At 43.2% G+C, this 13545-nt stretch carries 10 protein-coding genes and 1 pseudogene; 7 read left to right on the top strand and 4 right to left on the bottom strand.

Going from position 1 to position 13545, the window contains the following annotated elements; all coding sequences use genetic code 11:
• The first annotated feature begins 378 nt into the window (after window positions 1–378).
• Entirely contained in the window at window positions 379–1881 is a 1503-nt protein-coding gene (locus Q7A53_RS12620; RefSeq protein WP_411789530.1) for a S41 family peptidase, read from the top strand.
• Window positions 1882–1967: 86 nt separating this feature from the next.
• Entirely contained in the window at window positions 1968–3146 is a 1179-nt protein-coding gene (locus tag Q7A53_RS12615; protein ID WP_411789529.1) for a PDZ domain-containing protein, read from the top strand.
• A gap of 53 nt (window positions 3147–3199) precedes the next feature.
• Here the strand turns inward: Q7A53_RS12615 and Q7A53_RS12610 are convergent, their stop codons facing one another.
• Genes Q7A53_RS12610 through Q7A53_RS12600 form a run of 3 tightly spaced genes read right to left on the bottom strand, consistent with a single transcriptional unit; the run spans window position 3200 to window position 7935 of the window.
• A complete protein-coding gene (locus Q7A53_RS12610; RefSeq protein WP_411789528.1) occupies window positions 3200–4657 on the bottom strand; it encodes an aldehyde dehydrogenase family protein in 1458 nt (485 codons plus the stop codon).
• 14 nt (window positions 4658–4671) lie between these two features.
• The gene (locus Q7A53_RS12605) at window positions 4672–6303 is read right to left on the bottom strand and encodes an acetolactate synthase large subunit (RefSeq protein ID WP_411789527.1); all 1632 of its coding nucleotides are present in this window, start codon (window positions 6301–6303) and stop codon (window positions 4672–4674) included.
• Window positions 6304–6324: 21 nt separating this feature from the next.
• Window positions 6325–7935, bottom strand: coding sequence for an FMN-binding glutamate synthase family protein (locus Q7A53_RS12600; protein ID WP_411789526.1), 1611 nt, complete (start codon window positions 7933–7935; stop codon window positions 6325–6327).
• 425 nt (window positions 7936–8360) lie between these two features.
• On the opposite strand from Q7A53_RS12600, the pseudogene Q7A53_RS12595 reads away from it, so the two are divergent.
• Both Q7A53_RS12595 and Q7A53_RS12590 read left to right on the top strand, forming a co-directional pair.
• Window positions 8361–8540 (top strand): annotated as a pseudogene (locus tag Q7A53_RS12595) (LysE family translocator); the annotation flags it as partial.
• A complete protein-coding gene (locus Q7A53_RS12590; protein WP_411789525.1) occupies window positions 8480–9298 on the top strand; it encodes an AraC family transcriptional regulator in 819 nt (272 codons plus the stop codon). The pseudogene Q7A53_RS12595 and the gene Q7A53_RS12590, both read left to right, overlap by 61 nt.
• 114 nt (window positions 9299–9412) lie before the next feature.
• Here Q7A53_RS12590 and Q7A53_RS12585 read toward each other — a convergent pair whose 3' ends face one another.
• Complete coding sequence (locus Q7A53_RS12585; RefSeq protein ID WP_411789524.1) at window positions 9413–10393, bottom strand: ABC transporter substrate-binding protein; 981 nt, start codon at window positions 10391–10393, stop codon at window positions 9413–9415.
• A gap of 200 nt (window positions 10394–10593) precedes the next feature.
• Between Q7A53_RS12585 and Q7A53_RS12580 the strand changes: the two genes are divergently transcribed.
• From Q7A53_RS12580 to Q7A53_RS12570, 3 genes are read left to right on the top strand one after another with little or no spacing between them, the layout of a single operon-like run.
• Window positions 10594–11598, top strand: coding sequence for a FecCD family ABC transporter permease (locus Q7A53_RS12580; protein WP_411789523.1), 1005 nt, complete (start codon window positions 10594–10596; stop codon window positions 11596–11598).
• Complete coding sequence (locus Q7A53_RS12575; protein WP_411789522.1) at window positions 11595–12650, top strand: FecCD family ABC transporter permease; 1056 nt, start codon at window positions 11595–11597, stop codon at window positions 12648–12650. The genes Q7A53_RS12580 and Q7A53_RS12575 overlap by 4 nt, the downstream gene beginning before the upstream one ends.
• A gap of 14 nt (window positions 12651–12664) precedes the next feature.
• Window positions 12665–13495, top strand: a complete 831-nt coding sequence (locus tag Q7A53_RS12570) for an ABC transporter ATP-binding protein (RefSeq protein ID WP_411789521.1) — start codon at window positions 12665–12667, stop codon at window positions 13493–13495.
• Window positions 13496–13545: the final 50 nt, after the last annotated feature.

The following is a 13545-nucleotide window of genomic DNA, read 5'->3' as shown; positions in this document are numbered from 1 at the left end:
CCCGCGAAAAGCGGAGTGTATTTCCGGAGCGGCTATTCAGAGTAAACCCCTGCCCTCCCCTAATTGTTCGTTTTCAAATGAAGGTCATTCCTTTATGTCCCAGCCTCTTGTTTTAGTCAGTTATTGATGAACGGAAACACTCGGATAAATGACCAGTTGAAATAGCAGGAAGAATATTTCCTTAAAGTGGAATAGATTGTAGAAAAAGAGTAAGATAGAAAAGGCGGGGAAAGGAAAATTTATTCTTTTTAATAAAAAGGACATGCTCTTCTAATCCAAGTCATAAATTAGATTAGTCGGCATCGCTCATTTACGGTGAGGTGCCTTTTTTGCTAGTATAGAACTATCGAGGAAATTTAATGCAGAAGGGTGAATGCGATGAATTTAAAGCCGCGTTTTGTTGCGTTGTTAGTAACAGTTGCGGTATTAGTAGGGGCTGCGGGTTCATATATAGGAATTCAATATTTTGGCAATGATCAGAATTCCGTATCTCAATCTAAGCAGATAGCTAACGCCGACCAGGACACAAAGAACTTTGGCAGTTTATCAGAGAAAGAACAAGAAGAATTTTTACAAAACATAGGAAATACAGATCTAAAGAAAGTCGAACAAGCTTATAGTGTGATCAAGGATAATTATGTGAAAGAGATTGATCAGAATAAATTAGTTGAAGGTGCGATTCAGGGCATGCTGGATACACTGGATGATCCTTATAGTGTGTATATGGATAAGGACACTATGAAACAGTTCAACCAGACTATAGAATCTTCGTTTGAAGGCATTGGCGCTGAAGTCAGCATGGTCGATGATAAAGTCACGATCGTAGCTCCAATTAAAGGCTCACCTGCAGAGAAAGCCGGGTTAAAACCTAATGATCAAATACTTAAGGTAGATGGTAAAAGTGTAGAGGGTATGGATCTGTATGATGCCGTGCTTAAAATCCGCGGTAAAAAAGGCAGTGAAGTTACTTTGGAGATTGATCGTCCGGGAACCGGAGATCCTCTAAATATTGATATTACCCGCGATGATATTCCGCTCGACACGGTTTACTCTGATACGAAGACCGTAGACGGTAAAAAAGTCGGCGTTATTGAAATTACCACGTTCTCAGAAAATACATCAGACGAATTTAAAAAGGCATTGACGAAACTTGAAAAAGATGGCATGGATGGGTTAGTGATTGATGTTCGTGGAAATCCTGGCGGGCTGCTGCAGGATGTTCAGGAAATTCTTAAACAATTTATTCCTAAGGATCAGCCGCTCGTTCAAGTGGAAGACCGTAACGGAGAAAAATCACCCTATTATTCTGATTTGAAAGAGAAGAAAGATTACCCCATTAACGTACTTATGGATGAAGGCAGCGCTTCTGCAGCAGAAATTCTAGCATCCGCGATGAATGAAGCAGGCGGTTATGATCTAGTAGGTACGAAGAGTTTCGGAAAAGGTACCGTCCAGCAAGCGATTCCAATGGGAGACGGAAGCACCATTAAACTGACTCTATTTAAATGGTTAACTCCTGATGGCAACTGGATTCATAAAAAAGGAATTCAGCCTACGGTAAAAGTCAAACAGCCGGATTATTTCTACACCAATCCTGTAGAGATTAAAGATACGCTTACGTATGATGAAACCGGTGATAAAGTTAAAAATCTGCAAAAAATGCTGAAGGGTCTCGGATACGACCCGGGTCGCACTGATGGCTACTTTAGTAAAGAAACGGTAGCCGCAGTAAAGGAATTTCAGCAAGATGAAGGCTTAAAAGCTACCGGGGACATAGATGAAAAAACCGGGGGCAAAATTGAAGAAAAAATCGTAACAGAAGTAAGAGACGATAAAAATGACCTTCAAATGAAAAAAGCCTTGGATGTCCTTTTTAAATAAGCAGGATTCATGAGTTGTATCTCGAACTATATCCGTAGTCTCTAGACTGCGGATTTTTTCGTGATAATTAGGAAAGGAGAATTGTCTTGCAGGTTTGGCTGTTAGAAATTTTACAAGGGGTGGGGCGAATATTTACCCAGCCGCTTTTTTACTATTCATTTATATTATTATTTATATTATCCAGGAAACGCGTGAAGAAAGAGAGAAAAGACTTTGGAACGCGAATCTTTAATCCATTTACCGAATGGAAAGGGACTTGGGGACTTGCTCTTACGGCAGGGGTGATAATTAGTGGCTTTACGATCATGGCAGGCCTGGAATTATCTTATCCTTTTTTTCTGCTTCTATTTGTTGTGACTCTGCTGCTAAGTTTGCCCCTTAGAGTTACTTATCTCTCTTCAGTTTATGTGATTGGAGTGGTTTATTTACTTCTCTTTTCCATATCCTATTTACCTGCGTCAGTAAAGACCAATGTTTGGGTCGCAGATTTATCGACTATTCAGCTGCCTGGATTAACGGTTCTTCTAGCGATCTTGCTATTGGTAGAGGCGATAGGTATGCTGAGGGTTTCCACCTATGAGACTTATCCTGAACGGAGGAAAGGGAGCAGAGGGAAATGGATCGGTCAGCATCGGGTAAGAAAGATGATGATCATTCCATTTTTCGCCTTAATTCCAGGAGGCATGATTGAACCATTTGCTCCTTGGTGGCCGCTGTTCTCGATCGGTGGAAGCAGCTTTGCCCTTGCTCTTATTCCATTCATTACAGGGTGGGAATGTTTAGCGAAAGGACAGGACCCAGTTAAAGCCTCTAAAGCACTTGGGAGAAGAATGTTGATCCTGGCCCTGCTTGTTCTGGCATGCTCCGTCGCCAGCCTTTCTATTCCACTTTTATCTTTATTGGCGATTGCTATAAGTATAATGGGGAGGGAACTTCTGTTCATACTTCATCGTCTTCAGGATGACCGTCATTCCTATTTCTCTGCTCACCAAGAAGGCCTCAAGGTGCTAGGTGTAATTCCAGGGACTCCCGCTCATAAGATGGGCATTAAACCCGGGGAGGTCGTGATACGAGTGAACGCGTTGCCAGTAAAGGACGAAACGGAATTTTACCAGGCTCTCCAGCACAATGGGGCTTTTAGCAGGCTTGAAGTGCTGGATTTGAATGGAGAAAACCGCTATGTGCAGCGCTCGATTTATGAAGGGGAACATTTTGAGCTGGGAATTTTATTTACTGGCGAATCGCCCAGAATTCGTGAAGGGTAAAAGAATAAATAGACTAAAGTAAATTCCTATTTGCTCCCTAGATGACCTGGAATTTAAGGGTTCGAATTCTTGCTTTGTTCCTTAATTTTAATGCCGATGAATTTCATTTCGGTCATGTCTTCTATGGCATATTTTACGCCTTCTCTACCTACTCCGCTTTGCTTCACACCTCCATACGGATGGTTATCCTGGCGGTATGTGGAGATATCGTTGATCCAGACGCCGCCCATTTCAAGTCTATCAGCAACGCGCAATGCCCTGTTGATATCATTAGTAAATACACCGGCTTGAAGTCCGTAGATGGAATCATTGGAATAGTTGACTACTTCTTCTTCCGTCTCAAACGGTATGATTGAAACAATCGGAGCAAATACTTCCTGAGCAATAATTTTCATGTTTTTATCCACATTGGTCATGATCGTAGGGGTTAGAACCGGGCCTATTCGTTTACCGCCGGTTTCAATAACTGCTCCTTTAGAAACGGCATCATCAATCCACTGTTTTGCCCGTTTTGCTTCTTCTTCATTAATCATGGGCCCGATATCAGTTTCGTCCTTACTTGGGTCGCCGATGGTGAGGGCTTGAGTCTTTTCAATATAAGAGTTGAGAAAGGGTTTATAGATATCTTTTTGCACGTAAATTCGCTGAGCCGATATGCAGACTTGTCCCGAGAAGGAAAATGCGCCTTTCACTAATTGAGTCGCAGCTTCTTCCAAGTCAGCATCTGCAAAGATAATATTGGGCGAATTTGAGCCGAGCTCTAAGGTAACTTTTTTAAATCCCGCTGTTTCCCTGATCTTTTTACCGACTGCAAGGCTGCCGGTAAAGCTGATTTTGTGGACGTTGTTATGCGTTACAAGCGGCGAACCTACCTCATCCCCGGTTCCAATCAGTAAGTTGATGATACCGTCAGGCAATCCGGCTTCCTGGAACAGCTTCACGAGCATATAGGCTGACACTGGAGTCTTTTCGGCTGGTTTAAACACAACAGTATTCCCTGCAGCAAGCGCTGGAGCAAGTTTATGCAGCGACAGGTTTAAAGGGAAATTAAACGGAGTGATCGCGCCGACAACTCCAAGCGGCTCGCGCTTGACTATACCAATACGGTGTTCCCCGCCGATCGCAGCGTCCATGGGCAGAGTTTCACCGTTAATATTTTTCGCTAATTCTGAAGCGAAACGCAGAACCTGGATCGACCGCTCTACTTCACTGTGGCAATACTTAATCGGCTTGCCTGCCTCCATACTGATGTTGATCGCAAAATCGTGGGCTTTTTCCACTAGTAAGTCTGCCGCTTTACGTAAAATGTCAGCACGTTCGTATGCAGGCATCCGCTTCATTACAGAATGAAACGTCTCATAGCTTGCAGCTACTGCATCGTCGAGATCCTTCTTGACTGCAAGTTTCAATTCCGCGACTTTTTCATTCGTATAAGGATTCGTTACGGCAAGCGTCTCCCGACTATCTTCATTTCGTTCCTGTCCGTTAATAATTGAACCAAGTTTCATCATGTCATGTCCTCCGTTCAGCAGATAATGTGTCCCAGTTTTTCGGTAAGCTTCATATTTTCCCTGTAATCAACTGGACAATCGATTAAGACAGGCTTATTCATTGCTAACGCCTTCTCTAATCCAGGCTTCAACTCTTCCGTTTTTTCAATTTTTATGGCTTCAAAGCCATAAGACCTTGCTAGTTGTCCAAAATCAGGATTATCAAATTTAATATGGGAGGAGCGGTTGAAGGCTTTCATCTGGTGCCATTCGATTAAACCATAGCCATCATCACGCCAAAGAAGAATGACAATTGGAAGGTTCAGGCGTTTTGCCGTCTCTAATTCAGCGCTCGTCATTTGAAACGAACCATCTCCGCATACCGCGACGACTTGACGCTTTGGAGCCGTCATTTTAGCAGCAATTGCACTTGGAACAGCGACACCCATGGAAGCTAAGCCGTTCGAAATTAAACACGTGTTCGGCTGATAACAATGGAACATCCGCGCCATCCACATTTTGTGAGCTCCGACGTCTGAAATCACAATCCCGTCCTCCGCCATCACCGACCTCAAATCAGAAATAATCTTCTGTGGTTTTACAGGAAATGAGTGATCATTTTTAAAAGATTCCAGTTCGGAAAGGGCCTGTTTACGGACATTCGCCACCCAGGCTAAATCCCGTTCTTTCGGAGCCAACGCATTTGTAAGATTCTTTACATTCTCCTTAATATTTCCGACCACATTCAACCGGACAGGATAACATGCATCAATTTCCGCTTCTTTTGTGTCCACATGCAGTATTGGCGTTTGACCTTCAGCGTTCCAGTTTTTCGGTGGGTACTCCGACATATCAAAGCCTATCGCAACGATTAAATCGGCCTGAGCAAATCCGCAGGTAATATAATCATTGCCTCCAATTCCCGCCGTTAACAAACTGTGTTCATCGGTCCAAGGAACAGCCCCTTTCCCCATAAAGGTATGAACAACAGGGAGATTTATTTTGCTCACTAGCGTCCTCAGTTCCTCTGCTGCATCTCCTCGCGTTACCCCATTTCCTGCTAAAATGATTGGGTGCTGTGCTTGTTCGATCAGCTTGACAGCGTCCTTTATTACTGGCTCATCTGCTTCGGAGAGCTTTTCTGGAACGATGCTGAGGGGAGCGGCTTCGACCTTTATTTTTGCAACGTCTTCCGGTAATTCAATATGAGCAGCACCGGTTTTTTCTTGTTTAGCTACTTTAAATGCTTTTCTCACAATTTCCGGAACGCTTGCCGCCGTTTTGATCTGAGTATTCCATTTCGTAACTCCGGCATAAACAGAGACGATGTCATAATATTGGTGAGATACCTTATGCTGGCGACCTAGTCCCGCTTGACCTGTAATGGCAACTAACGGGCAGAGGTCCATGTTTGCGGTAGCGACGCCGGTTAATAAGTTAGTAGCACCTGGTCCAAGTGTTGCCAGGCAAACGCCGGGCTTTCCTGTTAGTCTGCCGTATGCGCCCGCCATAAAGGCGGCACTCGTTTCATGACGCGTTAAAATAAATTGGATACTGGAGTCTAGGAGCGCATCCATGAAATCAATGTTCTCTTCACCGGGCACCCCGAAAATATACTCGACCCCTTCATTCTCCAAACACTTGATCAACAGTTCCGCTGCTTTCATATACTTAACCTTCTTTCCTTACTAGGAGATATCATTAATATTTTCAGGTTTATAGATCGATTGATAGATCTCGTCCAATGACCAAGTGCGTCCCTTTTCATCGCGGTATACAATATGATCGCGCGTGAATTTGGTTGGGGAATCTAAGCCAGATGCCGCAGCCAGACGGAAGAGCCCTTTGCGCATAGATATGAGATAGTTTGCCGTGCGCCATTTTTTCTCATCGACGACGAGTGCTTTTTGCAGTTCAGGATCTGTCGTTGCCACTCCGGCAGGGCAGGAGTTTGAATGGCATTGAAGAGCCTGAATGCAGCCAACGGTGATCATAAAAGCTCTTGCAATATTGACGAGGTCCGCTCCCATGGCTAGTGCAATAACAACACGATCAGGTGAAAACATTTTCCCAGAAGCAATAATTTTTAATCGGTCTCTGACACCGTATTGCCTTAGAGCTTGATCGACAAGTGGAAGTGCAGAACGTATTGGCAGACCGGCGCTATCAGCTAATTCCTGATAGGAGGCACCTGTTCCTCCTTCACCGCCATCGACTGTGATGAAGTCAGGACCCATCCCGGTTTCCTTTATTGCCTTCGCCAGTTCCTCTGCTTCCTGCTTGCTGCCAATAACAACCTTCATACCGATTGGCTTCCCCGTATGTTTACGAACCTTTTCAAAGAATTGAAACAAAGAAGGTAGATCGTCAAATTCATGGAAACGGTTCGGACTGTCAATCGACTTAAACGGCTCGACCATTCGTATACGAGCGATTTCTTCGGTCACCTTTTCACCGTCTATGTGTCCGCCGCGAGTTTTTGCCCCTTGAGCCAGTTTAATTTCAAATGCTTTTACCTCAGGGATTCTGCTCTTTTCCTCTAACGCTTCCCAACTAAAATTTCCTTCTTTATCTCTGACACCGAATAGTCCCGGTCCGATCTGCATGATAATATCTACGCCGCCCTTAAGGTGATAATCGGACAACCCTCCCTCTCCGGTGTTCATCCACGTTCCTTTCGCTATTCCTAATCCTTCCGACAATGCAGTAATCGCTCGATCCCCTAAGGAGCCGAAACTCATTGCGGACATCCCAATCTGACCTTTAACCCGAAACGGCTGGCTCGTGTGTTCGCCGATTACGATTGCATCTTCTTCCTCCAATAAATAAACAGGTGACTCTTCATCCTCAAGCTTCTCATCACGCTGGGCAAACAATGGCTCATTTAATAGAAGATAACGTTCCGTGGTCACCTTTAACTCCCGGTCCATCTTGAGTTCCTCCGTCAATTTAGGAAACAATGAATTTCGAATGTAAAAGCCAGGCTCCTCAAAATCACGCTGTGAACCAAAGCCAATGACGTCACGTTTGTATTTAGCCTTCTTAACAATATGCTGATACTCTACCCGTGAAAAGGGCTTGCCTTCCAAATCGTTATTAAACAAATACTGCCTTAGCTCAGGTCCGATACTCTCTAAGAAATATCGTGCTCTGCCGATCAACGGATAATTCCTGAGAATCGGATGCTGCTTCTGCTTTCGATCCATAACTAAAAGAAAGATTCCACCGATTAACACAATAAGAATGATCGCTGCAATTACTACAAAACCTATGATGATCAAGACATCAGCAATTTTCACCTGCGACGCTCCTCCACAATTTACTACACCTAGTTTAACCAGATAAGGCATGATTATGATGGTAAAGATGTTAACTAAGAGCTTTTTTTAGATTGTAACCATGTAAATACAAACGATTTAAAAGGAGGGGGCGTAAGAGCGTCCATTCTTGAAATGGATCTACGCAATTCATAACTGACAGACTTAACCTTGGTGAGTCGTTATGAACGGTAGTGGGATAGGGGGAGACAGGCTTGATACTTAAATGAATGACAATCATAACTGCCGGATTCACTAAAAATAATCACAGGAGTTGATAGGGCAGACATGGGTGTAAGTAATGAATACTTTGAGAAGAAGCTTTCTATTCTTTTGCAATAATATACTATAAGGCGGGGGCAAATAGCTGTAAGATTACATCAGAACGCTTGGAGAGGAGTTTATCTATGAATCTTACATCTTTTTTTATCTATTGTATTATGATCACTTTTACTCCCGGACCGACAAATATTGTAATCGTGTCTACCGCCCACCAATCAGGCACCAGAAAGGCGATGCAATTTACATGGGGAGCAACGATCGCTTTCGGCTTACTTCTAATAATTTCTACCGTATTGAATACTATAAAAAATCGGCAGAAATTACCGCATTGTCAGCAAGTATTCATGAATTTTCCTATAAAAAACATGCGCATGAAGAGTATGCCATTGGGGTGACCATTCGTGGTATACAACGTTATCACTTAGATGGCAATATACAATTGTCCTATCCGCAAGGTGTTATGCTGTTTAACCCTGAACAGGCCCATGACGGAATGGCTCATGATAAGACTGGGCTTGATTACGTGATGTTGTATATTAAGCCGAAATTGCTCCTAGACGCTCTTCAGATGAAGGAGATGGTGCGTTTTCCATCTCCAATTTTATATGATAAGAGACTTAAGCAAAGCATTATAAATCTTGCCCAGGCGATCTTAGTGGATAAAGATGAGGCATTTTGCAGTGAATTATTCTTATCTTTAGCTGATCGTCTTATTCGAACAGATCTTTCTACAGAATGGAAGAAAGATCATACCTTAATTAAGAAAGCCAAAGATATTCTTCATGCCCATTTAGATAGGGGTCTCAAACTGGATGAAATCTCTCAGGAACTGTGCTTGTCGAAATATCAGTTTATCAGATTTTTTAAGGCACATACCGGTATTTCTCCTTATCAATATTATCTTAACGCCAAAATAGAATATGCCAAGCAGAGGATAGAGAAAAGTGGAGATATTTACTCAGCAGTAGCGGAATGCGGATTTACAGATTTAACCCATTTAAATAAACACTTTAAAAACATCTATGGTACAACTGCGTTTGAATTTCATTCCAGTTTACATTAAGCGACTATGTATCTCGCTGGTGTAAAAGCCCTTTATGCCGCCAAATAGGCAGGGGAATTAGCACAAAGAAAGAACCACACCGGTCTCACTGGTGTGGTTCTTCTATGGTAATACTTATTGTTCATCATCTAAGAAATATTTTTCTAAATCATCTACCATACGGTTAGCGGCAATGTAACCGCCGGCTGTATTCCAAATCGCATCACTTACTTCATGAACATCTCCAGATTTCACTACATCGAGGTTTTGGAACAATGGATCGTTCAGCCAGTCCTTCTCCACTTTATTCGCTGCTCCATCACCAGTATCATAAGTGAAATAAAACATCACATCCCCATCCATAGCGGGAATTCTTTCTTTCGTCGCTTTTTCCATAAAGTCATCTTTATCTTGGGATTCTGGACGTTTGAAGCCAATTTGATCTAGTATGACTCCGGAGAAAGAATCTTTATGATAAATACGTACATGGTCAGGCATAAAACGGATAACGGATACTTTCTGGTTCAGTTTATCACCAGCCTCGTCAGCGAAGTCTTTCAAGCGTTGGTCATAATCGTCGATCAGTTTCTGTCCTTTATCTTCCATGTTTAAAGCTTTTGCATAAGTCATAAAGTTTGTTTGCCATTCTCCACGCAGCGTTTCGGAGAAAATGGTTGGTGCGATGGCACTTAACTTATCGTAAATATCTTCTTGGCGCATTTTGTTTCCTATAATGAGGTCAGGTTTTAAGGAAAGAATCTTTTCAATGTTAACGTTGGACTCATCTCCAACGACTTCTACTCCTTCCATTTGATCACTGATATGCTCATACCATGGATCTCCTGTCCAGGATTTAACGGCACCCACCGGTTTAATACCCATGGCAAGCAGTGCTTCTGTTCCTTCGTTAGTCAGGACAACTACACGTTTAGGTTCAGATTTAACAGTCGTTTCTCCCATGGCGTGTTTTATCGTGTAAGGTTCAAATTCATCGGTGCCTTCATTTCCACTACTTTGGTCTTCACTCGATGTATCTTTAGAATCTTCTCCACAAGCCGCTAGCAGAAATGAGAATAGCAGCAGCATCAGGAAAGGCAATAAGTATTTTTTTGTCATAAAAGCAACTCCCTAATTGATTATGATTATCATTTACAGTTAGTAGACTATAGAAAATCCGTAAAGAAGTCAACAGATTTTGCAAAGAAACTGTAATCAAATTGAAAATGATTCTCAAAATCATTGACACTAGAACGGGCTGCAAATAAACTATACTATAGAAGTAGTTTAAGAGTTACAGATTTGAGAGGATATAGTTTATGGTGTTAAAATCGGCAAAACAAAAGGGAATCGGGATTTTAGCAGGAATCTTGCTCCTCATTATTTTTACTTTAGCGAGTGTCGGATTAGGTTACACAGATGTGAACTTAGCCGATGTATATAGAGCTTTCATGCATTTTGATCAGTCTAACCAGCATATTATTATTCGAGAAGTAAGGCTGCCCCGGGCTATCCTGGCGGTATGTGTGGGTTCTTCTCTAGCTATCGCCGGTGTTCTTATGCAGGCTTTAACTAGGAACTCACTAGCTTCACCAGGGATTTTCGGGGTAAACGCTGGAGCTTCATTTTTTGTAGTTTTATCTATTTCCTATTTGCCTTCTCTCTCCCTGCAGGGGATGACGTGGATTTCCTTTGCCGGGGCTGCTTTTGCAGCGGTAGTGGTGTATGGAATAGGTGCTGCCGGCAGCCAGGGGCTGACGCCTGTCCGTCTTACTTTAGCCGGGGCAGCGATTGCGGCACTATTTTCTTCTTTCACCCAGGGAATGCTCGTTCTAAATGAGAAGGCACTTGATGAAGTGTTGTTTTGGCTGGCAGGTTCTGTGCAGGGAAGGGAGCTTAGTTACTTATATCCAGTACTTCCTTATCTCATCCTTGCATGGATCGGTTCGTTTTTTATCGGCCGGCATATTAACGTCTTGTTAATGGGAGAAGATGTGGCACAGGGACTTGGCCAGCGAACAGGCTGGATCAAAGCTTTCGCCGGTGTTTTAATCATCCTGTTAGCCGGAGGTGCCGTAGCCATTGCAGGACCAATAGGATTTGTCGGTATCGTGGTACCCCACTTTGCAAGAAGAATCGCAGGGCAGGATCATCGCTGGGTTATCCCATATGCTGCCTTGTTAGGGGCCATACTGCTGCTGGCTGCAGATATTAGTGCCAGGTATGTGATCATGCCTGAAGAGGTCCCTGTCGGGGTCATGACGGCGATAATCGGCACCCCGTTCTTTATCTTCATTGCGCGCAGGGGGGTGGCCGTGAAATGAAACGAGTACAAACACTGCGCACCAAGAAAGATCGCTTTTCGCTATTATTTGATCCTAAAGCCATCTTTATATTTGCAGGGCTGACCTTTGGTTTAATTATATTATTTATACTATCCTCTTCTTTAGGAGAATTGTTTGTTCATCCTATTGATGTGGTGAAAGTTATGTTTGGGCAGGGGGATCAATCGGACCGTTTAGTCGTTAATATGTTCCGTATGCCGCGAATTTTAACAGCTTTATTTGTAGGTGTAGGTTTAGCTGTAAGTGGAGCAATTTTACAAGGTATGATTAGAAATCCACTAGCTTCTCCTGATATCATTGGACTAACAGGAGGTGCAGGAGTCGGTGTCGTCTCTTTTCTTGCCCTCTTTAGTAATGACGATAATGCTCTGACCGTCAGCATCAGCTGGATGCCGCTTGCTTCCTTCTTAGGTGCTATACTAGTAGGAGTATTAGTGTATTTATTTGCTTATAAAAATGGGGTCTCACCAATGAGGCTCGTCTTAATTGGAATTGGGATATCTGCCCTAACTCAGGCGTTAATTACTATGCTTATGATTCTTGGTCCGATCTATAGAGCTTCTCAGGCAAATATTTGGCTGACAGGAAGCGTTTATGGTTCAAATTGGAACGAGGTAAAAATAATCATTCCTGTAGTTGTGCTCTTTGTTCTGTTATCGATGATTGTAGCGAGAAGAATTAATGCACAGGAACTTGGAGAAGAAACGGCTTCAGGGATTGGGGTTCACTTAGAAAGAGATCGTATATTGTTTTTAATTTTGTCTACCGGCTTAACTGGAATCTCAGTTGCTTTTGCCGGAGGAATAGGTTTTGTTGGATTAATGGCTCCTCATATAGCAAGAAGGCTGGTGGGTTCGTCCTATGGAGCTTTAATACCGGTTTCAGCTGTCATGGGTGCTATCCTGGTTATGGGAGCTGATCTTATCGGCCGTACTTTATTTTTACCAGTAGAGGTACCAGCAGGTGTGTTTACAGCCGCTATTGGAGCCCCTTATTTCATTTATTTACTTTATACAAGCAAGCGTTCATAAAAGGAGAGAGACAGATGGAAACGTTGACTGCGAAAGATTTGACCTTAGGCTATGGAGACTCGACCATCATCGATTCACTGGATGTTAAAATTCCTAAAGGGGAAGTGACCGTTCTGATCGGAGGAAATGGCTGCGGAAAGTCAACGCTCCTCCGTTCCTTGTCCAGATTACTGAAACCACAATCCGGTCATATTGTCCTTGATAATAAAGATATTGCCAAAATGCGGACGAAGGAAGTCGCTAAAAAGATGGCCATTCTGCCGCAATCTCCAGTTACTCCTGAAGGTCTGACAGTACTTCAGTTAGTAAAGCAAGGCCGCTACCCTTATCAAAGCTGGGCGAAACAATGGTCGAAAAAAGATGAAGAAGCGGTAAATGAAGCTTTGAAAGCAACGAATACAGAGGAATTGAGAGACCGGTCTGTTGATTCCTTATCAGGAGGACAGAGGCAGCGAGCTTGGATTGCCATGACGCTTGCGCAAGGAACCGATACCCTCCTGTTGGATGAACCGACGACTTATCTAGATATGGCTCATCAAATTGAAATTCTTGATCTATTATTTGAACTGAACCAAGAACAGGGACGGACCGTTGTGATGGTGCTGCACGATATTAATCTTGCCAGCCGGTACGCAGATCACATCATCGCTCTCAAAGATAAATCTGTATATGCGGAAGGAAAACCCGAAGACATCATTTCCTGTCAATTAGTGCAGGATGTTTTTGAAATGAACTGTGACGTCCGGGAAGACCCACTGTTTGGGACGCCTATGTGTATTCCTCACGGCAAAGGCCGCTGCATTATTAAGGAAGTCGTGCAACAGCAACAGCAGCGAACTTCCTGATCCTCGTTTAACAAAGGATAGGAGAGACTGTACCTGCAGGCTGCACAGTA

The organism is Halobacillus rhizosphaerae, assembly GCF_046719735.1.
In the GTDB taxonomy this organism is placed as follows: domain Bacteria; phylum Bacillota; class Bacilli; order Bacillales; family Halobacillaceae; genus Halobacillus_B; species Halobacillus_B rhizosphaerae.
This window is presented reverse-complemented; position numbering and strand designations above follow the sequence as displayed.

Bases quoted from the DNA above. Each gene is read 5' to 3' on its own strand.
- Q7A53_RS12620 (WP_411789530.1), top strand. From the start codon at position 379: ATGAATTTAAAGCCGCGTTTTGTTGCGTTGTTAGTAACAGTTGCGGTA.
- Q7A53_RS12610 (WP_411789528.1), bottom strand. From the start codon at position 4,657: ATGATGAAACTTGGTTCAATTATTAACGGACAGGAACGAAATGAAGAT.
- Q7A53_RS12605 (WP_411789527.1), bottom strand. From the start codon at position 6,303: ATGAAAGCAGCGGAACTGTTGATCAAGTGTTTGGAGAATGAAGGGGTC.
- Q7A53_RS12590 (WP_411789525.1), top strand. From the start codon at position 8,480: ATGGGGAGCAACGATCGCTTTCGGCTTACTTCTAATAATTTCTACCGT.
- Q7A53_RS12585 (WP_411789524.1), bottom strand. From the start codon at position 10,393: ATGACAAAAAAATACTTATTGCCTTTCCTGATGCTGCTGCTATTCTCA.
- Q7A53_RS12580 (WP_411789523.1), top strand. From the start codon at position 10,594: ATGGTGTTAAAATCGGCAAAACAAAAGGGAATCGGGATTTTAGCAGGA.
- Q7A53_RS12575 (WP_411789522.1), top strand. From the start codon at position 11,595: ATGAAACGAGTACAAACACTGCGCACCAAGAAAGATCGCTTTTCGCTA.
- Q7A53_RS12570 (WP_411789521.1), top strand. From the start codon at position 12,665: ATGGAAACGTTGACTGCGAAAGATTTGACCTTAGGCTATGGAGACTCG.